The 18,297-nt window shown below is 55.8% G+C and carries 20 protein-coding genes; 16 read left to right on the top strand and 4 right to left on the bottom strand.

Translation table 11 applies throughout. The annotated features are described in order from the left end of the window. Positions 1-150 precede the first annotated feature (150 nt). From atzF to LC431_RS15365, 11 genes are all read left to right on the top strand, one after another. Entirely contained in the window at positions 151-2,001 is a 1,851-nt protein-coding gene (atzF, locus tag LC431_RS15415; protein ID WP_013573427.1) for an allophanate hydrolase, read from the top strand. 9 nt (positions 2,002-2,010) lie between these two features. Further along, positions 2,011-5,640 carry an urea carboxylase gene (uca, locus tag LC431_RS15410; RefSeq protein WP_223510056.1) on the top strand — a complete coding sequence of 1,210 codons (3,630 nt, stop codon included), beginning with the start codon at positions 2,011-2,013 and terminating at the stop codon, positions 5,638-5,640. Between the two features lie 28 nt (positions 5,641-5,668). Further along, a complete protein-coding gene (locus tag LC431_RS15405) occupies positions 5,669-6,391 on the top strand; it encodes a GntR family transcriptional regulator (protein ID WP_013573425.1) in 723 nt (240 codons plus the stop codon). A gap of 69 nt (positions 6,392-6,460) precedes the next feature. Further along, a complete protein-coding gene (urtA, locus tag LC431_RS15400; RefSeq protein ID WP_223510055.1) occupies positions 6,461-7,729 on the top strand; it encodes an urea ABC transporter substrate-binding protein in 1,269 nt (422 codons plus the stop codon). Between the two features lie 140 nt (positions 7,730-7,869). Further along, positions 7,870-9,438, top strand: a complete 1,569-nt coding sequence (gene urtB / locus LC431_RS15395) for an urea ABC transporter permease subunit UrtB (RefSeq protein WP_119261067.1) — start codon at positions 7,870-7,872, stop codon at positions 9,436-9,438. Next, positions 9,438-10,511 carry an urea ABC transporter permease subunit UrtC gene (urtC, locus tag LC431_RS15390; protein WP_112197282.1) on the top strand — a complete coding sequence of 358 codons (1,074 nt, stop codon included), beginning with the start codon at positions 9,438-9,440 and terminating at the stop codon, positions 10,509-10,511. Before urtB ends, urtC begins: the two co-directional genes overlap by 1 nt. Next, positions 10,511-11,308, top strand: coding sequence for an urea ABC transporter ATP-binding protein UrtD (gene urtD / locus LC431_RS15385; protein WP_013573421.1), 798 nt, complete (start codon positions 10,511-10,513; stop codon positions 11,306-11,308). The genes urtC and urtD overlap by 1 nt, the downstream gene beginning before the upstream one ends. 11 nt (positions 11,309-11,319) lie before the next feature. Continuing rightward, the gene (gene urtE, locus LC431_RS15380) at positions 11,320-12,018 is read left to right on the top strand and encodes an urea ABC transporter ATP-binding subunit UrtE (protein ID WP_013573420.1); all 699 of its coding nucleotides are present in this window, start codon (positions 11,320-11,322) and stop codon (positions 12,016-12,018) included. Positions 12,019-12,132: 114 nt separating this feature from the next. Continuing rightward, complete coding sequence (locus tag LC431_RS15375; protein WP_223510054.1) at positions 12,133-12,357, top strand: hypothetical protein; 225 nt, start codon at positions 12,133-12,135, stop codon at positions 12,355-12,357. After that, on the top strand, positions 12,335-12,751 hold the full coding sequence (locus LC431_RS15370; RefSeq protein WP_013573419.1) for a DUF2442 domain-containing protein: 417 nt from the start codon (positions 12,335-12,337) through the stop codon (positions 12,749-12,751). The genes LC431_RS15375 and LC431_RS15370 overlap by 23 nt, the downstream gene beginning before the upstream one ends. A gap of 29 nt (positions 12,752-12,780) precedes the next feature. Continuing rightward, complete coding sequence (locus LC431_RS15365) at positions 12,781-13,188, top strand: hypothetical protein (protein WP_223510053.1); 408 nt, start codon at positions 12,781-12,783, stop codon at positions 13,186-13,188. 10 nt (positions 13,189-13,198) lie between these two features. Here LC431_RS15365 and LC431_RS15360 read toward each other — a convergent pair whose 3' ends face one another. Further along, entirely contained in the window at positions 13,199-13,447 is a 249-nt protein-coding gene (locus LC431_RS15360; protein WP_013573417.1) for a GlsB/YeaQ/YmgE family stress response membrane protein, read from the bottom strand. A gap of 403 nt (positions 13,448-13,850) precedes the next feature. On the opposite strand from LC431_RS15360, the gene LC431_RS15355 reads away from it, so the two are divergent. The 3 genes from LC431_RS15355 (at position 13,851) to LC431_RS15345 (ending at position 15,368) form a co-directional block, all read left to right on the top strand. Further along, on the top strand, positions 13,851-14,108 hold the full coding sequence (locus LC431_RS15355; RefSeq protein WP_013573416.1) for a YdgH/BhsA/McbA-like domain containing protein: 258 nt from the start codon (positions 13,851-13,853) through the stop codon (positions 14,106-14,108). A gap of 158 nt (positions 14,109-14,266) precedes the next feature. Beyond that, entirely contained in the window at positions 14,267-14,902 is a 636-nt protein-coding gene (locus LC431_RS15350; protein WP_223510052.1) for a LysE family translocator, read from the top strand. Positions 14,903-14,921: 19 nt separating this feature from the next. Then, positions 14,922-15,368 (top strand): GNAT family N-acetyltransferase, encoded by a 447-nt coding sequence (locus LC431_RS15345; protein ID WP_014411441.1) that lies wholly within the window; start codon positions 14,922-14,924, stop codon positions 15,366-15,368. Here the strand turns inward: LC431_RS15345 and yfcF are convergent. Further along, positions 15,360-15,989, bottom strand: a complete 630-nt coding sequence (yfcF, locus tag LC431_RS15340; protein WP_013573413.1) for a glutathione transferase — start codon at positions 15,987-15,989, stop codon at positions 15,360-15,362. The two genes, LC431_RS15345 and yfcF, sit on opposite strands and share 9 nt — an antisense overlap. Positions 15,990-16,161: 172 nt before the next feature. On the opposite strand from yfcF, the gene LC431_RS15335 reads away from it, so the two are divergent. Further along, the gene (locus LC431_RS15335; RefSeq protein ID WP_013573412.1) at positions 16,162-16,701 is read left to right on the top strand and encodes a hypothetical protein; all 540 of its coding nucleotides are present in this window, start codon (positions 16,162-16,164) and stop codon (positions 16,699-16,701) included. A 14-nt stretch (positions 16,702-16,715) separates the two neighbouring features. Then, entirely contained in the window at positions 16,716-17,198 is a 483-nt protein-coding gene (locus tag LC431_RS15330) for an N-acetyltransferase (RefSeq protein WP_013573411.1), read from the top strand. On the opposite strand, the gene LC431_RS15325 is transcribed toward LC431_RS15330, so the two are convergent. Together LC431_RS15325 and LC431_RS15320 are read right to left on the bottom strand one after the other, a co-directional pair. Beyond that, a complete protein-coding gene (locus LC431_RS15325) occupies positions 17,182-17,634 on the bottom strand; it encodes a GNAT family N-acetyltransferase (RefSeq protein WP_112151985.1) in 453 nt (150 codons plus the stop codon). The two genes, LC431_RS15330 and LC431_RS15325, sit on opposite strands and share 17 nt — an antisense overlap. A gap of 28 nt (positions 17,635-17,662) precedes the next feature. After that, positions 17,663-18,229, bottom strand: a complete 567-nt coding sequence (locus LC431_RS15320) for a helix-turn-helix domain-containing protein (protein WP_013573409.1) — start codon at positions 18,227-18,229, stop codon at positions 17,663-17,665. Between the last annotated feature and the right edge of the window lie 68 nt (positions 18,230-18,297).

Raw genomic sequence — 18,297 nt, 5'->3', positions numbered from 1 at the left:
TTTTTGTTCAGTTGCATTCCGTCCGTGGTGCAACAAATATACAGACCGGTCATACAACAAAACATAAACCCAACAATATCAATAGATAATGATGTGGCACAGGCTTTGCTTAGATGAATTCAATCTTGTATACCAGATGGGATTCACAATATGGCTTCAGCTTCAGAAACAGTCGCATCACCTTTTCGCGGTTTTACCCTGCGGGAATGGCAGCAGCATTACCGCAGTGCGCCCGACAGCCTGCGCACTACGCTTTCCCTGGTGTTGGGGAGCCTGAGTGACACAGACAATGCCTGGATTTATCTCGCCACGGCAGAACAGCTTGAAGCACAAATCACCCGTCTTGAAACCCTGCGCGATCAGGCTGAAGGCTCCCTGAGCGCCCTGCCGCTGTTTGGCGTGCCGTTCGCCGTCAAAGACAATATGGATATCGCTGGCTGGCCGACCACGGCGGCCTGCCCTGCGTTTGCTTATACCGCAGAAGCGGATGCCACCGTCATCGCCAATCTGAAAGCCAAAGGCGCGGTGGTGATTGGCAAAACTAATCTCGATCAGTTCGCCACCGGCCTGGTCGGCACCCGCTCGCCGTACGGCGCGGTGCGCAATACGTTCAATCCTGATTACGTCAGTGGCGGCTCCAGCTCGGGTTCGGCTTCCGTTCTGGCCCGCGGTCTGGTGGCGTTTTCGCTGGGCACCGACACCGCCGGTTCCGGTCGCGTTCCGGCGGGCTTTAACAATGTTGTCGGGCTGAAACCGACCAAAGGCTGGCTGTCGAATACCGGTGTGGTTCCGGCCTGTCGCCTCAACGATGCCGTCTCGATTTTCGCCCTGACCGTCGCCGATGCCCAAACCGTGGCCCATGCAGCAGGCGGATATGACGCCGCCGATGCCTATTCGCGTAAAAACCCGCATACCGCGCCGGTGGCTTTTTCCGCACAACCGCGCATCGCCATGCCTGACCGTCTGGAATTTTTTGGGGACGATCTGGCACAGGCCGCTTTCAGTGAGGCGCTGGATCGACTGCGCCACCATGGCGTCACGCTGGAAACGATTGATTTCACGCCGTTCCGCGAACTGGCTGAGCAGTTGTATTACGGCGCGTGGGTGGCGGAACGCACCGTGGCGGTCGGCGAAATTTTTGAAGAAAGCCCGGAAGCGATGGATCCGGTCGTACGCGGGATTGTCGCCAATGGCCTGAACTACACCGCCTGCGATGCCTGGCGCGCCGAATATTTACGGGCGGAGCTGGCGCGCAAAATTAATCTGGCACTGGAAGGGTTTGACGCGCTGGTAGTGCCGACGTCGCCGACCATCCGCACCCAGGAAGAGCTGGTTCGGGAACCGGTGCTCTACAACTCACAGTTCGGTATTTATACCAACTTCACTAATCTGGCGGATTTGTCGGCGCTGGCGCTGCCTTGCAGCCTGCGCGCCGACGGCCTGCCCGCCGGGATCACGCTGATCGCTCCGGCCTGGCATGACGACGCACTGGCCAGTTTTGGGCGTCAGTGGCAGCGCAGCCTGAGCCTGCCGCTTGGCGCGACCGGGCTTACGATGAAACCTGAAGAATTCATGACATCCGCGCCGGTCAGTGCCGCCAGCGTGCGCGTTGCCGTGGTCGGCGCTCATCTGACCGGCATGCCGCTGAATTTCCAGCTCACCAGCCGCCACGCGGTACGCGTCGAACAAACCACCACTGCTGCCACCTACAAACTCTTCGCCCTCGCCAACACTAAACCGCCGAAGCCGGGGCTGGTGCGGGCTGAGAGCGGCAGCGCAATTATCGTCGAATTGTGGGATATCCCGCTGGCGCGCTTTGGGGAATTCGTCGCTGAAATCCCGGCACCGCTGGGGATCGGTTCTCTCGAACTGGCCGATGGCCGCATCGTGAAAGGCTTTATCTGCGAGCCATGGGCGACTGGCGGAGCCACGGATATCACCGCGTTTGGCGGCTGGAGAAGTTACATCCAGAGTCTGAATTCATCACCGGTAAAAAGCTGAGGAACGCACATGTTTACCACCGTTTTAATTGCTAACCGTGGCGAAATCGCCTGCCGTGCGATCCGCACGCTGAAACGTCTGGGCGTCACCAGCGTCGCGGTATATTCCGACGCTGACCGCAATGCCCCGCACGTCACACAGGCGGATATCGCCATCGCGCTGGGCGGCGAAAAGGCCAGCGAAAGCTACCTGATGATCGACAAAATTCTGGCCGCCGCAAAAGAAACCGGCGCGCAGGCAATTTATCCGGGGTACGGCTTTTTATCCGAAAGCGCAGAGTTCGCCGATGCCTGCGAAGCAGCGGGCATTGCGTTTATCGGCCCGACCGCCGGACAAATCCGCGAGTTTGGCCTCAAGCACCGCGCCCGCGAATTAGCCGGTGCCGCGAATGTGCCGATGACGCCGGGCACCGGTTTGCTCGACAGCATTGATGACGCGGTGAAAGCTGCCGCAGAAATTGGTTATCCCATCATGCTGAAAAGCACCGCAGGCGGCGGGGGCATTGGTCTGACGCGCTGTGATAACGAAGAGGCATTGCGTGCCGCATGGGACAGCGTGAAACGTCTCGGCGAGCAGTTTTTCCGTGATGCCGGTGTGTTTCTGGAACGCTTTGTCGATCGCGCCCGCCACGTTGAAGTGCAGATTTTTGGCGACGGCAAAGGTCGCGTGGTGGCCCTCGGCGAGCGTGACTGTTCGTTGCAACGCCGCAATCAGAAAGTGGTGGAAGAAACCCCTGCGCCGGATCTGCCGCAGACCAGCCGCGAAGCATTGCATCGCGCCGCCGTGCAGCTCGGCGAATCGGTGAACTACCGCAGCGCCGGTACGGTTGAATTTATCTATGACGCCGCGCGCGACGAATTTTATTTTCTCGAAGTAAACACCCGTTTGCAGGTTGAGCATCCGGTCACCGAAATGGTCACCGGTCTGGACTTGATCGAATGCATGCTGAACGTCGCCGCCGGTGAATCGACGGACTGGCCAGCAATGGAAAAAGCCCCGCAGGGCGCATCGATGGAAGTGCGTATTTACGCAGAAGATCCGCTGAAGAATTTCCAGCCAAGCCCCGGCGTGCTGACCGAAGTGTTTTTCCCCGAAGACGTCCGCGTCGATGGCTGGGTCTCTACCGGCAGTGAAGTGTCGGCGTTTTACGACCCGATGATCGCCAAGCTGATTGTGCATGGCACCGACCGGCAGGACGCACTGGCGAAAATGTCCGTCGCACTGGCCGCCACCCGCCTGCACGGTATCGCTACCAACATTGATTATCTGCGTCAGGTCGTCGCCACGCCGGTGTTTCGCGACGCCAAAATGTGGACGCGCATGCTCGACAGTTTTGACTACTCGCCCAACGCCATCGAAGTGATCGCGCCCGGCACTTACAGCAGTGTGCAGGATTATCCGGGACGTCTCGGTTACTGGGATATCGGCGTACCGCCGTCCGGCCCGATGGACGATTTTGCCTTCCGTCTCGCCAACCGCATTGTCGGCAATCATCCGGATGCCGCCGGTCTGGAATTCACGTTGCAGGGACCCACACTGCGTTTCCATTGCGACGCCGTTATCGCACTGACCGGCGCACGCTGCCCGGCAACGCTTGATGACGAAGCTGTTTCTTACTGGCAGCCGGTGGATGTGAAAGCCGGTCAGACACTGACACTTGGCCGCGCCACACAGGGTTGCCGCACCTATCTCGCCGTGCGTAACGGTTTCGACGTGCCGGTGTATCTCGGCAGCCGGTCGACCTTTGCACTCGGGCAGTTTGGCGGGCACGCCGGTCGCACGTTACGCGTCGCCGATATGCTGACTGTTTCACAGCCGGAACTCGCGGCCTGCACCACGCCCGCGCCGGTCGGTTTACCGCAGGCAGCCGAAAATATCGTGCCGCCTTACGGCGACATCTGGAATATCGGCGTGCTTTACGGGCCGCACGGTGCGCCGGATTTCTTCACCAAAGACGCCATCGACACGTTCTTCGCCGCAGAATGGCAGGTGCACTACAACTCCAACCGTCTCGGCGTGCGGCTGGTCGGTCCGAAACCGCAATGGGCGCGGCAGGACGGCGGCGAAGCCGGTCTGCATCCGTCGAACGTGCATGACTGCGAATACGCCATCGGCGCGATTAATTTCACCGGCGATTTCCCGGTGATTCTGACCCGCGACGGGCCAAGCCTCGGCGGTTTCGTCTGCCCGGTAACCATCGCCAAAGCCGAACTGTGGAAAGTCGGACAGGTGAAACCGGGCGATAAAATCCGTTTCCATCCGATCAGTTTTGAACAGGCGCAGGCGCTGGAACGGGCGCAACAAGGCACGCTCGATTCGCTGATGCCAGTCAACGCGATGGCGCTGCCGGTGCCATCCCTGCTGCCGGACACCACCGCATCCGCCACCATTCTTGCGGCATTACCGGCCACGGCAGAACGCCCTTCGGTGGAATACCGTCAGGCGGGCGACGGCTACGTGCTGATTGAGTACGGCGATAACGTGCTGGATCTGGCGGTACGCATGCGCATTTATCTGCTGATGAACGCCATCAAAGCCGCCGGTCAGCAGGGCATTGAGGAACTGTCACCGGGCGTGCGTTCGCTGCAAATCCGCTACGACAGCCGTGTGCTGCATCAGACGGCGCTGCTGCAACATTTACTGACGCTGGAAAACAGCCTGGCCGATGTCAGCCAGCTCAAAATCCCGACCCGTATCGTGCACATGCCGATGGCGTTTGAAGATTCCGCCACGCTCGGCGCGGTCGAACGCTATCAGCAAACCGTGCGCGCAGAAGCACCGTGGCTGCCCAATAACGTCGATTTCATCCAGCGCACCAACGGGCTGGCGAGCCGTGAAGATGTGAAAAACATCATTTTTGACGCCAGCTATCTGATCCTCGGGCTGGGGGATGTGTATCTCGGCGCACCGTGCGCGGTGCCGGTCGATCCGCGCCATCGCCTGCTGAGCTCCAAATACAACCCGGCGCGCACGTTTACCGCCGAAGGCACGGTCGGTATCGGCGGCATGTACATGTGCATTTATGGCATGGATTCGCCGGGCGGCTATCAGCTGGTCGGGCGCACGCTGCCGATCTGGAACAAGTTCCTGAAAAATGAGCAGTTTAAAAACGGCGAGCCGTGGCTACTGCACTTCTTCGATCAGGTGCGGTTCTATGAAGTCACCGAAGCCGAGCTGGACATTCAGCGCGAAGCCTTCCGCGAAGGACGGGCGCAAATCCGCATCGAAGAGACGGAATTTGATTTTGCGCACTATACGCAATTTCTCGCCGACAACGCCGCCGACATTGCTGATTTCCGCACCCGGCAAACCGACGCTTTTACCCGCGAAGTGGCGCACTGGCATGAGGCTGAAAGCGCCGCGGTGGAAGCAGCAGCCAATGCCGTGCAGTTAGAGGAAGACGACGCGGATCAGGACGGCCATTTAGTCAGCGCTGACCTTAACGGCAACGTCTGGAAAATCCTGGTACAGCCGGGCCAGCAGGTCGAAGAAGGCCAGCCGCTGATCGTCGTCGAAGCCATGAAAATGGAACTGTCGGTGAACGCGCCGTGCGCCGGTACCGTCCTGAAAATCAGTTGCCAGCAAGGCCGTCCGGTCGGGCCAGGTGATGCGTTGTTGTGGCTGGACACAGCCGTTTAAAACTATCGGGAACAACAGGGAATATTTCATGCAACTCACGGGACCTAAATCTTCACGCAGTAAAAGCCGCCCGGAAGGGCTGGCGGAACGCATTTATCAGCAGCTGAAAGACGACATTTTCAGCTTCCGCCTGCTGCCCGGTGACCGGTTCAGCGAAAACGACATCGCTGACCGCATGGAAGTCAGCCGCACACCGGTCCGTCAGGCGCTGTTCTGGCTGGAACATGAAGGCTATGTCGAAGTGTTTTTCCGCAGTGGCTGGCAGGTTCGCCCGTTCGATTTCGACTTTTTCGAGCAGTTGTACGATCTGCGTATCGTGCTGGAACTGGAAGCGGTGAAACGTCTGTGTGCGTTGCCGCCAGCCGCTCAGCCCTTACAACTGGCTGAACTGAAAGCGTTCTGGATCGATCAGCCGCAACTGCAAGATGGTCAGGTGGTCTCGCGTTATGACGAGGAGTTTCACATGACGCTGGTGGCCGCGGCGGGTAATGCCGAAATGGCGCGAATCCACCGCGAGCTGACGGAGAAAATCCGCATCATCCGGCGGCTGGATTTCACCAAAGGTGAGCGGGTTAACGCCACCTATAAAGAACACGCGAGCATTTTGCTCGCCATCATCCAACAACAAACCGAGGAGGCACAGCGCCAGTTACACGATCATATTGCCGTCAGTAAGGCCGAGGTACGCAAAATTACTCTGCACATGTTGCACCGGGCCAGGGCGGAGAGTGACGAGGGCAACCCGTCATGACTTTTTTAAATGTTTTTTCGACTTTCTACATACCAGCGTTCTCTTAACTTTTCTTCAGAGGGTACATCTATGCAACGTCGACGTTTTATTAAAGCCTTTGCTCTTTCCGCTACCGTAGTCAGCATGGGCTTAGCCTGGAGCGCGCAGGCAGCCGAGACCATCAAAGTCGGTATTATGCATTCGCTTTCCGGCACCATGGCCATTTCAGAAACTCCGCTGAAAGACATCGCGCTGATGACCATTGACGACATCAACGCCAAAGGTGGCGTGCTCGGCAAAAAGCTCGAGCCGGTGGTGGTCGATCCGGCCTCCAACTGGCCGCTGTTCGCTGAGAAAGCCCGCCAGTTGCTGACGCAGGATAAAGTCGCGGTGGTGTTTGGTTGCTGGACGTCGGTGTCGCGTAAATCTGTGCTGCCGGTGTTTGAAGAACTGAACGGCCTGCTGTTCTATCCGGTGCAGTACGAAGGCGAAGAAATGTCGCCAAACGTGTTCTACACCGGTGCCGCGCCTAACCAACAGGCGATCCCGGCGGTGGAATACCTGATGAGTGAAGACGGCGGTGCGGCCAAACGCTTCTTCCTGCTCGGCACCGATTATGTCTATCCGCGTACCACCAACAAAATTCTGCGCGCCTTCCTGCATTCCAAAGGCGTGAAAGACAGCGACATCGAAGAAGTCTATACGCCGTTCGGTTACAGCGATTATCAGACCATCGTTTCCAACATTAAGAAATTCTCCGCTGGCGGCAAAACTGCGGTGATCTCCACCATCAACGGCGATTCCAACGTGCCGTTCTACAAAGAGCTGGCGAATCAGGGCGTGAAAGCGACGGATGTGCCGGTGGTGGCGTTCTCGGTCGGTGAAGAAGAACTGCGCGGTATCGACACCAAACCGCTGGTCGGTGACCTTGCGGCGTGGAACTACTTCCAGTCGGTTGATAACCCGACCAACAAGAAATTCGTGGCTGAATGGAAGGCTTATGCGAAGGCGCACAAACTGCCAAACTCCGATAACGCGGTGACCAACGACCCGATGGAGGCGACCTATGTCGGCATCCATATGTGGGCGCAGGCGGTGGAAAAAGCCGGTACGACGGATGTGGATAAAGTCCGCGCCGCGATGGCCGGACAGACCTTCGCGGCGCCGTCCGGCTTCACGCTGACCATGGATAAAACCAATCATCACCTGCACAAACCGGTAATGATCGGCGAAATCGAATCCAACGGTCAGTTCAACGTGGTCTGGCAGACCGACAAACCAATCCGCGCCCAGCCGTGGAGCCCGTACATCGCGGGTAACGATAAAAAGCCAGATACCCCGGTAAAAACGACTAACTGATTGCTTTAGCTCCTTCTTGCGAAGGGGAGGGCTGGGGTGGGGTATTAATGGCAACTGTGTTGTTTGCAAAACCCCCTCCCCGCCTCCCCCTTCGCAGGGGGAGGAGCAAACCAGCATCAACTTTATGCGGCGAGAACATTATGAGAATCCTCATCCGATCACTGCTTTTCCTGCTTTGTTGCCTTCCGTTGCTGGCAGAGGCGGGTGCGGCGAATGACTTTGCTGCCGCCAGCCGCAGCCAGCAGGCCACGTTATTACAGCAATGGGCGGCAGACCCGCAGCCGGAAAGGCTGCCACTGCTCGAGGCACTGAAGCAGGAAAACGTCGTCATCGACGAAGCAAAACATGCGTTTGCGCAAAATGGCGATCAACTGACGCCGCTGGAAGGCGACGTTAAACCGCAGGGTGACACCAAAAAAGTCTGGCTGAACAACCGCCTGCGTATTCTGATTGCCAATGCGCTTTCCGCACACCGTCTGGTGAGCACCGACAGCGCGGTCCGTTTACAGGCCGCCAAAGCCTTACAGCGCGAAGCGCAGGCCGATCAGTTGCCGCTGCTGACCCGTCGTCTTGAACGGGAAAAAGACAGCACCGTTCACGACGCCCTTTCCATCGCGCTGGCAAATTTACAACTGGCTGATGCCAGTCCGCAGGTGCGCCTGAAAGCCGTTGAACTGCTCGGCACGTCGGGCGATCCGGATACTCAGGGCCGCCTGCAAAGCCTGACGGATCCGAAAACCGAGCCTGATGCCACGGTGCGTAATGCCGCGCTCGCCAGCCTGAAAGCGGTGCAGCATCGCCTGATGATTGGCGATTTACTGGGTCAGGCGTTTACCGGCTTATCGCTCGGCTCGATTCTGCTGCTGGCCGCACTCGGACTGGCGATCACATACGGTTTGCTGGGTGTGATTAACATGGCACACGGCGAGATGTTAATGCTCGGCTCTTACTCGACTTACATGGTGCAGTCGCTGTTTCAGCACTATGCCCCTGGCCTGCTGGCGCTGTATCCGCTGGTGGCACTGCCGGTGGCCTTTTTCATTACGGCGGGGATTGGCATGGCACTGGAGCGCACGGTCATCCGCCATTTATACGGTCGTCCGCTGGAAACGCTGCTGGCGACCTGGGGCATCAGCCTGATCCTTATTCAGGGCGTACGTATGCTGTTTGGTGCGCAGAACGTCGAAGTGGCGAATCCCGGCTGGCTCTCCGGCGGTATTCAGTTGCTGCCGAATCTGGTGCTGCCGTACAACCGCATCGCGGTGATCATCTTCGTGTTGCTGGTGCTCGGCCTGACCTGGCTGCTGCTCAATAAAACCCGGCTGGGCATGAACGTACGCGCCGTCACCCAGAACCGCGCCATGGCGGCCTGCTGTGGGGTGCCCACCGGGCGCGTCGATATGCTGGCGTTCGGCCTCGGTTCCGGCATTGCCGGTTTAGGTGGCGTGGCATTATCGCAGCTCAGTAACGTCGGCCCGGAACTCGGTCAGGGCTACATCATCGACTCCTTCCTGGTGGTGGTACTTGGCGGTGTCGGACAACTGGCGGGCACCGTGGTGGCGGCCTTTGGTCTGGGCATCGTGAACAAAATTCTTGAGCCGGAAATCGGCGCAGTACTGGGGAAAATCCTGATCCTCGCGCTGATTATCCTGTTTATTCAGAAACGTCCTCAGGGACTCTTCGCCTTCAAAGGCAGGGTGATTGACTGATGAGCCAGCCTCTGACGATTACCGGCGTACAAAAAGCGCCTAAGATTGCGATTTCGGTGGGCACGCTGGTGCTCATCTTCCTGATTGTGATGCCGTTTCTGGCGCTGTTGCCCGCCGGTAATCCGCTGGCGATCTCCACGTACACGCTGACGCTGATCGGCAAGATCCTCTGTTATGCGATCGTGGCGATCGCGCTCGATCTGGTCTGGGGTTATGCCGGTTTGCTGTCGCTCGGCCACGGGCTGTTTTTCGCCCTCGGCGGTTATGCGATGGGCATGTATTTAATGCGGCAGGCCGCAGGCAGCGGATTGCCGGATTTTATGTCGTTTCTGTCGTGGACCGAGTTGCCGTGGTTCTGGGCAGGTACGCAGCATTTCGCCTGGGCGCTGTGCCTGATTGTGCTGGTGCCCGGCGCGCTGGCGTTTGTGTTCGGCTATTTCGCCTTCCGCTCTAAAATCAAAGGCGTGTACTTTTCGATCATGACGCAGGCGCTGACGTACGCCGGTATGTTGCTGTTTTTCCGCAATGAAACCGGTTTTGGCGGCAATAACGGTTTCACCGGTTTTACCACCCTGCTCGGCTTTCCGGTCACCGCCACCGGCACCCGCGTGGGATTATTTTTAGCCACGGTTCTGGTGCTGGTCGCCAGTCTGGCGCTGGGCTTTGCGCTGGCGAGAAGTAAATATGGCCGCGTGCTGACGGCAGTGCGTGACGCTGAGAACCGGCTGATTTTCTGCGGTTACGATCCGAAAGGTTTCAAGCTGTTCGTCTGGACGATTTCCGCCATGCTGTGCGGTCTGGCGGGTGCGCTGTACGTGCCGCAGGTCGGGATTATCAACCCGGGTGAAATGTCGCCGACCAACTCTATCGAAGCCGCCATCTGGGTGGCACTCGGCGGACGCGGCACGCTGATCGGCCCGGTTATTGGCGCAGGCATCGTGAATGGCGCGAAAAGCTGGTTCACCGTCGCCATTCCCGAATACTGGCAATTTGTGCTCGGCGGCATGTTTATTCTGGTGACACTGTTCCTGCCGCAAGGCGTGATTGGCCTGCTGCGCAAGAGGAAATCCTGATGACCATGACCGAAGACCTGTTTACCCAACCGCAGCGGGCGGACCGGCACCGCGAACAAACTGACCCGATTTTGCAACTGGAAAACATCAACGTCAGCTTTGACGGGTTTAAGGCGCTGACCAATTTGTCGCTGAACATCGGCGTCGGCGAATTACGCTGCGTGATCGGCCCGAACGGCGCGGGGAAAACCACGCTGATGGACGTGATCACCGGCAAAACCCGACCGCAAAGTGGCCGTGTTTTTTACGACCAGCGTACCGATCTGACGAAACTGGATCCGGTGCAAATTGCGCAGTCAGGCATCGGGCGGAAATTCCAGAAACCGACGGTATTTGAAGCGCTGACGGTATTCGAAAATCTGGAAATCGCGCAGAAAACCAATAAATCGGTATGGGCGTGTCTGCGCGCAAAAATGAACAGCGAGCAGCGTGACCGTATCGATGAAATGCTTGGCACGCTGCGCCTCGCCGCTGAGCGCCACCGACCGGCGGGCCTGCTTTCGCACGGTCAGAAACAGTTTCTGGAAATCGGTATGTTGCTGGTGCAGGAACCGCATCTGTTACTGCTCGATGAACCGGCGGCAGGCATGACCGATGCCGAAACCGAATACACCGCAGAACTGTTCAAACAACTGGCTGGCAGGCATTCGCTGATGGTGGTCGAGCACGATATGGGGTTTGTGGAAACCATCGCTGACCACGTCACCGTACTGCATCAGGGTCAGGTACTGGCTGAAGGCTCGCTGCGTGAAGTGCAGGCCAACGAGCAGGTTATCGACGTGTATTTAGGGCGCTGAGGAGTCGCATTATGTTGCAGGTAAATGAACTGAATCAGTTTTACGGCGGCAGCCACATTCTGCGCGGCCTGTCTTTTGAGGCAAAAATCGGCGAAGTGACGTGCCTGCTCGGGCGTAATGGCGTCGGAAAAACCACGCTGCTCAAATGCCTGATGGGGCTGATACCGGCGAAATCCGGCACCATCACCTGGCAGGATCAGGTGATCAATTCCCGAAAACCGCACCAGCGTGTACAGGCGGGCATTGCCTATGTCCCGCAGGGACGCGAAATTTTTCCGCGTCTGACCGTGGAAGAAAATCTGCTGATGGGGCTGTCGCGTTTTTCCGGCAGCAATGCTAAACAGGTGCCGGATGAAATCTACCATCTGTTCCCGATCTTGCTGGAAATGAAGCATCGCCGCGGCGGTGATTTGTCCGGCGGCCAGCAGCAACAACTGGCGATTGGCCGTGCGCTGGCCTGCAAACCGAATCTCCTGATCCTCGACGAACCGACCGAAGGCATTCAGCCGTCGGTGATTAAGGAAATCGGTGCGGTGATCAAACAGCTCGCCGCCCGCGGTGACATGGCAATCCTGCTGGTCGAACAATTCTACGATTTCGCCGCCGAACTGGCCGACAGCTATCTGGTGATGTCGCGCGGCAGCATTGTGAAACGCGGGCGCGGGACAGAAATGGAGGCGGAAGGCGTGCGCGGGCTGGTGGCGATTTAGTCCCTGATAAAGTAACGCTCGCTAATTCATCCCTTCAGGTCTACCATAAACCTAACTGCTAGGTTTATGGATAAACTCATGCCCACAATTCTCCGCTTTTCAGGATAGTTGATTATGGTTTACAGCCATGATCACCTGCCGCGCCATGTTCATTTACAACGCGGCGACCAAAGAATCAAAATGGCTTTTGACAGAGTTTCACTTAACTACGACACAATGGAAATTTATGGTGTCGCCACGTTCGCGGAGATCAAAGCTTTGTTTCGTTACTTAGAAGCAAATATCGTCACGCTCAATGCTGAATGGGAGAAGATCCATGGCACCAATGACACGATTTGATGCGGCGTTAAAGCGCGGGGAGCAAACGGCTAATGACCCTTCCCGCCCTGTTTCGGTCGAATACCGTCCTGAACAACATGCCTTTATGATCATGCACGGCAACGGCGTCGGGTATCTTATTAACATTGATTTGATTGAAGAACTTCAGCACGCGACGCAGGAACAACTGAACACCGCAGCAGTCGATGGTTTCAGCAAAGCACTGCGTATTCCGGCCTGTAATGTGGATATTTACCTGCCGGGATTACTTGCAAAAATTCTTTTTGATGCCAGCGACTTACAGAAAATTGTTGCCTCAATTAACGGTGCCATGCGCAGCGCCGTTAAAGCCAGTGCCAGCCGGGAAAATGGTAAAAAAGGCGGACGTCCGCGTAAAAATACAGAGTTACGTTAATGCCCAAAATCAAAAGTCAGGAAGCTCTGATGCGTCAGCGCAAGCGCTGGATCATGCTGGCGGTGCTGTTGGCGGTGATCGCCGCAGGCCATCAGTGGTGGAAACAAGGGAAACTCGTCTCCGAGCAATGGAGCCCGAACAAACAGTATGTGGTGCGCGAGTATAAAACTTTCGAATTTATTCCGCGCATGACCATGCCGGGCGACGGCGGGCATTATTCCGGCTATATGCGTGTCTACAACCGCGACGGTAAACAATTTTACGAAGAGTATTCCGACCTGCTCGACTTTATCGAAGGGCCGTTCTGGGCGAAGGAAGGCGTTTACTGGATGGGTAATGATAATCAAGGACATCGTACGGTTGCCGACGTCGCCGGTAGAGTGATTAACAGACACAAAAAAGCCGCGACTTGCGCGGCTTTTCACATCTCAACCTAAGGTCGACACCTTAGCTTCTGACTTTACGGTAGATAAACAGTACGACGATCGCACCAATCACGGCGACCACGAAGCTGCCGAAGTTGAATCCGTCTACGCGACCAAAACCGAAGAAAGTACTGATATAACCACCCACAACGGCACCTACAACACCCAGGACTACGGTCAGAATGAATCCGCCGCCATCTTTGCCCGGCATGATCCATTTCGCCAGAATACCTGCAATCAGACCAAAGATAATCCAGGATAAAATTCCCATTTTCGACTCCTCCGAATAAATTTCCGTTACCGTGAATATTGTTCAGCCAAATTAGCCAAACAAGAGCAGAACGTTTCAGGCTCTGCGAGCAGAACGTGTGTTTTGCACGAACGCCCTCTTCTTGAACTGCAGATAAAGTCTAGCACCCTTTCTACAAAACCGCCCAAAATCAGCAGGAAGGGAAGAAATGCAGAGAAACCTAAGGCAGTTTCAGGCTGTGTCAGCACGAATGCGGTTTCGTCAGCTACCCGCATTCGCACGTAAAATCGCGTAAAAAGTAGACCAAATATTTTGAACAAGATACTCAAATCAATCCGTTTTTCATCTCCGGGTATCACGCCTATTATACATTCATCGAAAGGCAACCACCTTTCACTCTCATAACCTGAATGGATAAATCATCATGAAAAACGTCAAAATTTTTGCTGTAGCTGCAACCCTTTCCCTGATTTCTTTCGGCAGCTTCGCGGCTCAGCAGATTACTCAGCCATCAAGTGACATGCAGAAAATTGGGGTGATTTCCGCCGCCAACTCCACCTCTATCAGTGGCCTGGAAGCGAAACTTTCACAACAAGCGAAAGATGCCGGTGCCTCTTCTTACCGCATCATCTCCGTGACCGGGAACAACAAACTGCACGCTGACGCTGAAATCTACAAATAATCGTCTGCGAGAAAACCCTCTGAAAAGCCTGTGGAAGCCCGACTTCCACAGGCTTTTTTATTTGCCAGTATTTTTATGCCGAATTTCATTTAAATTCGCGATTGCATCTCTGCCGTCCGCTTCACTATTCTGGTTTTTTCGCTCATCAGGAAAAGCCAATGACCGTTACCGAATCCCTGCTTTCTTACGCGCTTGCCGCTGGCATTTTAACCCTCACCCCCGGTCTCGATACCGCACTGGTGCTGCGCACTGCCGCCAGTCAGGGCAGTAAAAAGGCGCTGTCCACCGCTTTTGGCATCAGCACCGGTTGTCTGGTCTGGGGCGCGATGGTAGCACTTGGCCTTGGCGCCGTGCTCGCTGCCTCTGAAATCGCCTTCAATGTCTTGAAATGGATCGGTGCCGCGTATCTGGCCTGGCTCGGCCTGCAGATGTTGTTCAACCCCCGCAACGAAATGAACATGGATGCGCCGCAAAGCCGCCGCACATCCTTACGCATCGGGAACTCGCCGTTCGTTAAAGGCCTTTTTGGCAACGTGCTTAACCCGAAAGTCGGTGTGTTTTATGTCTCTTTCCTGCCGCAGTTCGTCGCCACCGGCTACCCGGTCGGGCCGTACATTTTCGGCCTCGCCGCCATGCATGCGGTGATCGGGACGTTATGGTCGGTCACCATGATTTCGGCCACCCGCCCGCTGTCGCGCTGGTTGCGCCGTCCGGCAGTGGTCAGAACGCTGGACCGGCTCACCGGCACCGTGTTTATCGCTTTTGCAGTTCGCCTCGCTACGACAAAACGTTAACGGAAAAAGGAAAAATGTCATGAAGACTCGTCTCACCCATGCCCCGACCGAAAGCGATCTCGAGGAGATCAAAACGGCACTGCGGGATTTCAACAGAAACTTTATCCCGAAACCGACCTTCCGCGAGTTAGGCATTTTCGTGGAAGATGAGAATGGCAAGAAACTGGCCGGTATCGTGGCTGAAACCGTCGGCTACTGGATGTACATAAAGATGCTGTGGGTCGATGAAACGCTGCGCGGCAAAGATGTCGGCACGCAGCTCATCAGGGAAGCGGAAGAGGAAGCCAAAGCACGGGGTTGCCGTTACTCGCTGGTTGATACGTTCAGTTTCCAGGCGCGGCCTTTCTACGAACGTATGGGCTATAGCATGCAAATGGCGCTGGAGGATTACATCCCTGATTCCCGCGCGCCGGACGATGCGCCCTCGACGCATACGCGGTTCTTTCTGACAAAAACGTTAAGCTGAAAGCGCCAGCCATTCCTTCACCGATGGCCGCTGCCATTGCGCCTCTGCGTAAGCGGCCAGTTTCTCCGGCAGCGGATCGCCGTTCAGATGCAGACGATTAAGCATCAGCGCCAGATCCACGTCCGCAATACACCATTCGCCAAATAAATATTCTTTGTCGCCCAGTAAAAACGCTGCGGCGGCATACAATTTTTCAGCCGCCTGCTGTCCGCTTGCACTGAGCGCCGGACGTTTCGCACCGGCAAACACCACTTCCGTTGAACGCTCTTCGCGAATAGGCATCAGATCGCTGCGCAGCCATGCCTGTACTTCACGGGCCTTGGCGCGGTTTTCAGGGTCAGCCGGGTAAATGGCCGGGAACGTGGGCGCAGGGAACAACTCTTCGACATATTCATCAATCGCAGAGGACTCGGATAACACAAACGTGCCATTGGTTAATGTCGGTACGCGGCGGGTGACGGAAATCGCCGAATAATTTTCCTTCAGGTTTTCCGCGTTAGCCAGATCTACCTTTTCCAGTTCAAAGGGAATGCCTTTTTCGGTCAGCGCGACAAAAGCAGACATCACGTATGGGCTGAAAAAATTGGCATCGGAATACAAAATCAGCGAAGGCTGGCTCATGGCAAACTCCTGAAAGAAATAAAACAAAGGAAGAAAAACATAGCGCAGAAAACAGTTTGTGTCGCCCGGTCAGGTAAAAGAGTACCCCGCAAAGATAAACGTTCGCATCCTGCGCACGTCTCCCTATACTGCTGTTATGTCGGCTGATTCAGCACCTGTTCAGGAAACTCCTATGAAGTCATGGCTCTTACCTCTTTTGCTGCTTGCACCGCTCTGCTCGCAGGCGGCATCTACGCCGAAAGAAATCAAAGCGCGGTTCAGCCAGTTTAAGGTCGGCGATAAAACCATTTGCCTGGATGATGTGACTTACGCCAACAACAGCAAAATGAAAGTTATCGAGAACGGCTTCGTGGTTTCGAAACGCAAGAATGTGCTGGTTTATCAGAGCAACACCTTATTTCTGCTCGGTAATGACATCACGGTGAACATCAAGGCCGTGATTGAAAGCAAGGCGGGGAAAACAGGATTCCGTAATCAGTTTAAACAGGCGATGATCCGGGTCGACGGGATGGATGATCCGACGCGCGCCAGTGAAAAAGCCAAAATCATTCAGTCTTTTGAAGACGTGATTTCAGATAAAAATAATGAAACGCCCTACAGTTCAGTGGCGCTGACCGATAAAGGCTACATCATCACGCAGATGGAAAGTCATTCCACCACCATCAGCGAATGCTACGTCACGCCTTATAAGAAGCCGGAAAACAACAAATAAATCAGAGGGAAAGGATGACTATTTTAGCGCCGATGAGTGCTGCGTTTTACCAGGGTTTCGCAGAACAGCTGGCAAAAGATTATGCAGAAGAGAACGTAACAGCCGGTCTTTGGCAGGCGGATACCGCGCTGGAACGGGCTCGCAGTTCTACGCAAAGTGCACTGCCGCAAGGTATTGATACGCCGGATCAGTATCTTTTTGAGATTAAAACCAAAGAGAACGGCGAAACAGCGGGCTATTTATGGTTTTCCAATGTGGAACGTTATGGCGTGCGCAGCGCGTTCGTGTACGAACTGACGGTGTATCCGCAATTTCGCCGTCAGGGTCATGCAGCGGCAGCGTTCAGATTGATGGAAGAACGCCTGCAGGAACAGGGTTGTGTGGCAATTGAACTGAATGTCTTTGCCAGCAATCCCGGTGCGCAGGCGCTGTACGCCAGCCTCGGTTACGTCACAACGAAAATGAATATGCGTAAACCACTTAACGGGAATATTTAATAAATTCGGTCAGCGTACCAATACGATCATACAGTTTGCGGGCAGTATGATTTGAGGTCTGGGTAGTCCAGTAGACGTTGGCTTTATTGTTTTCGTCGGCGTAAGCATAAACCGCTTCAATCAGTTTTTGCCCGATCCCCAGTTTGCGGGCGCGGTCGTCAACGTACAAATCCTGCAAATACACCACCTGCTGCATGTGCCAGCCATGATCGTGATTGATACAGTTCACCAGCCCGACCAGTTTTCCCTCGTACTCCGCCACATAGCCAAACATGCTGGCGTAATCAGGCTGTGATAAACGCTGGAAAGTGTAATCAAATTGCGCCGGATCGAGCTCCGACTGGTAAAAATCCAGATAATCACGCCATAACGCTTCCCAACCTTCGCGGTCTGCGGGGGTTAACAGACGGATCATCACATCGTGCGGCTGGCTCATCGGGCATTCTCCTCAGGAAATGAAAACGTTACGGGCGTGACTGCGGATAATGTATCAGGTCGTGGAAACGCACGGAATGACCGCTTTCATTGCGGTAAGCGTGCGGACAATCGGCAACAAAACGCAAAGCTTCACCGGCGCTGAGCACGCGCGTCACACCGTCAACCGTCAGCGTCAGTTCACCTTCGATAACAATCACATGCTCAATCACTCCGGCTTCGTGTGGTGTGGATTCGCTGCATCCGCCCGGCTCGAGATCGATAACAAACATGTCCATACGCAGCGTGGTATCGAACGGAAACAGCGGCACCACGCGCATGCCCGAAGTGTCACTGTTGAACGTAGTCAGTAAGCCGTGGCGATGCAACGCCGCTGACTGCGCGGGCGGCGTTTCGAGAAATTCCGAGAACGAAACATTCAGGCCGCTGGCGATTTTCCACAGCGTCGCGACGGTCGGGCTGGATTCGCCGCGCTCGATTTGCCCGAGCATCGCCTTGCTGACGCCGGTATGTTCTGCCGTCTGGCTGAGACTCCAGCCGCGTTCGCTGCGCACGGCTTTCAGCTGGCTGCCAATATGGTGGGTGAGTTCCTGCATCCTGACTCCTCTGGCAATCGTTTTTACCGATCGCGATTGTGCGTTATAACGCACAGTGATATCTTGAG

This window comes from Rahnella sp. GSA61A (assembly GCF_019969905.1).
Lineage (GTDB): Bacteria > Pseudomonadota > Gammaproteobacteria > Enterobacterales > Enterobacteriaceae > Rahnella > Rahnella aceris.
This window is presented reverse-complemented; position numbering and strand designations above follow the sequence as displayed.

Bases quoted from the DNA above. Each gene is read 5' to 3' on its own strand.
- atzF (WP_013573427.1), top strand. From the start codon at position 151: ATGGCTTCAGCTTCAGAAACAGTCGCATCACCTTTTCGCGGTTTTACC.
- uca (WP_223510056.1), top strand. From the start codon at position 2,011: ATGTTTACCACCGTTTTAATTGCTAACCGTGGCGAAATCGCCTGCCGT.
- LC431_RS15405 (WP_013573425.1), top strand. From the start codon at position 5,669: ATGCAACTCACGGGACCTAAATCTTCACGCAGTAAAAGCCGCCCGGAA.
- urtA (WP_223510055.1), top strand. From the start codon at position 6,461: ATGCAACGTCGACGTTTTATTAAAGCCTTTGCTCTTTCCGCTACCGTA.
- urtB (WP_119261067.1), top strand. From the start codon at position 7,870: ATGAGAATCCTCATCCGATCACTGCTTTTCCTGCTTTGTTGCCTTCCG.
- urtC (WP_112197282.1), top strand. From the start codon at position 9,438: ATGAGCCAGCCTCTGACGATTACCGGCGTACAAAAAGCGCCTAAGATT.
- urtD (WP_013573421.1), top strand. From the start codon at position 10,511: ATGACCATGACCGAAGACCTGTTTACCCAACCGCAGCGGGCGGACCGG.
- urtE (WP_013573420.1), top strand. From the start codon at position 11,320: ATGTTGCAGGTAAATGAACTGAATCAGTTTTACGGCGGCAGCCACATT.
- LC431_RS15375 (WP_223510054.1), top strand. From the start codon at position 12,133: ATGGTTTACAGCCATGATCACCTGCCGCGCCATGTTCATTTACAACGC.
- LC431_RS15370 (WP_013573419.1), top strand. From the start codon at position 12,335: ATGGCACCAATGACACGATTTGATGCGGCGTTAAAGCGCGGGGAGCAA.
- LC431_RS15365 (WP_223510053.1), top strand. From the start codon at position 12,781: ATGCGTCAGCGCAAGCGCTGGATCATGCTGGCGGTGCTGTTGGCGGTG.
- LC431_RS15360 (WP_013573417.1), bottom strand. From the start codon at position 13,447: ATGGGAATTTTATCCTGGATTATCTTTGGTCTGATTGCAGGTATTCTG.
- LC431_RS15355 (WP_013573416.1), top strand. From the start codon at position 13,851: ATGAAAAACGTCAAAATTTTTGCTGTAGCTGCAACCCTTTCCCTGATT.
- LC431_RS15350 (WP_223510052.1), top strand. From the start codon at position 14,267: ATGACCGTTACCGAATCCCTGCTTTCTTACGCGCTTGCCGCTGGCATT.
- LC431_RS15345 (WP_014411441.1), top strand. From the start codon at position 14,922: ATGAAGACTCGTCTCACCCATGCCCCGACCGAAAGCGATCTCGAGGAG.
- yfcF (WP_013573413.1), bottom strand. From the start codon at position 15,989: ATGAGCCAGCCTTCGCTGATTTTGTATTCCGATGCCAATTTTTTCAGC.
- LC431_RS15335 (WP_013573412.1), top strand. From the start codon at position 16,162: ATGAAGTCATGGCTCTTACCTCTTTTGCTGCTTGCACCGCTCTGCTCG.
- LC431_RS15330 (WP_013573411.1), top strand. From the start codon at position 16,716: ATGACTATTTTAGCGCCGATGAGTGCTGCGTTTTACCAGGGTTTCGCA.
- LC431_RS15325 (WP_112151985.1), bottom strand. From the start codon at position 17,634: ATGAGCCAGCCGCACGATGTGATGATCCGTCTGTTAACCCCCGCAGAC.
- LC431_RS15320 (WP_013573409.1), bottom strand. From the start codon at position 18,229: ATGCAGGAACTCACCCACCATATTGGCAGCCAGCTGAAAGCCGTGCGC.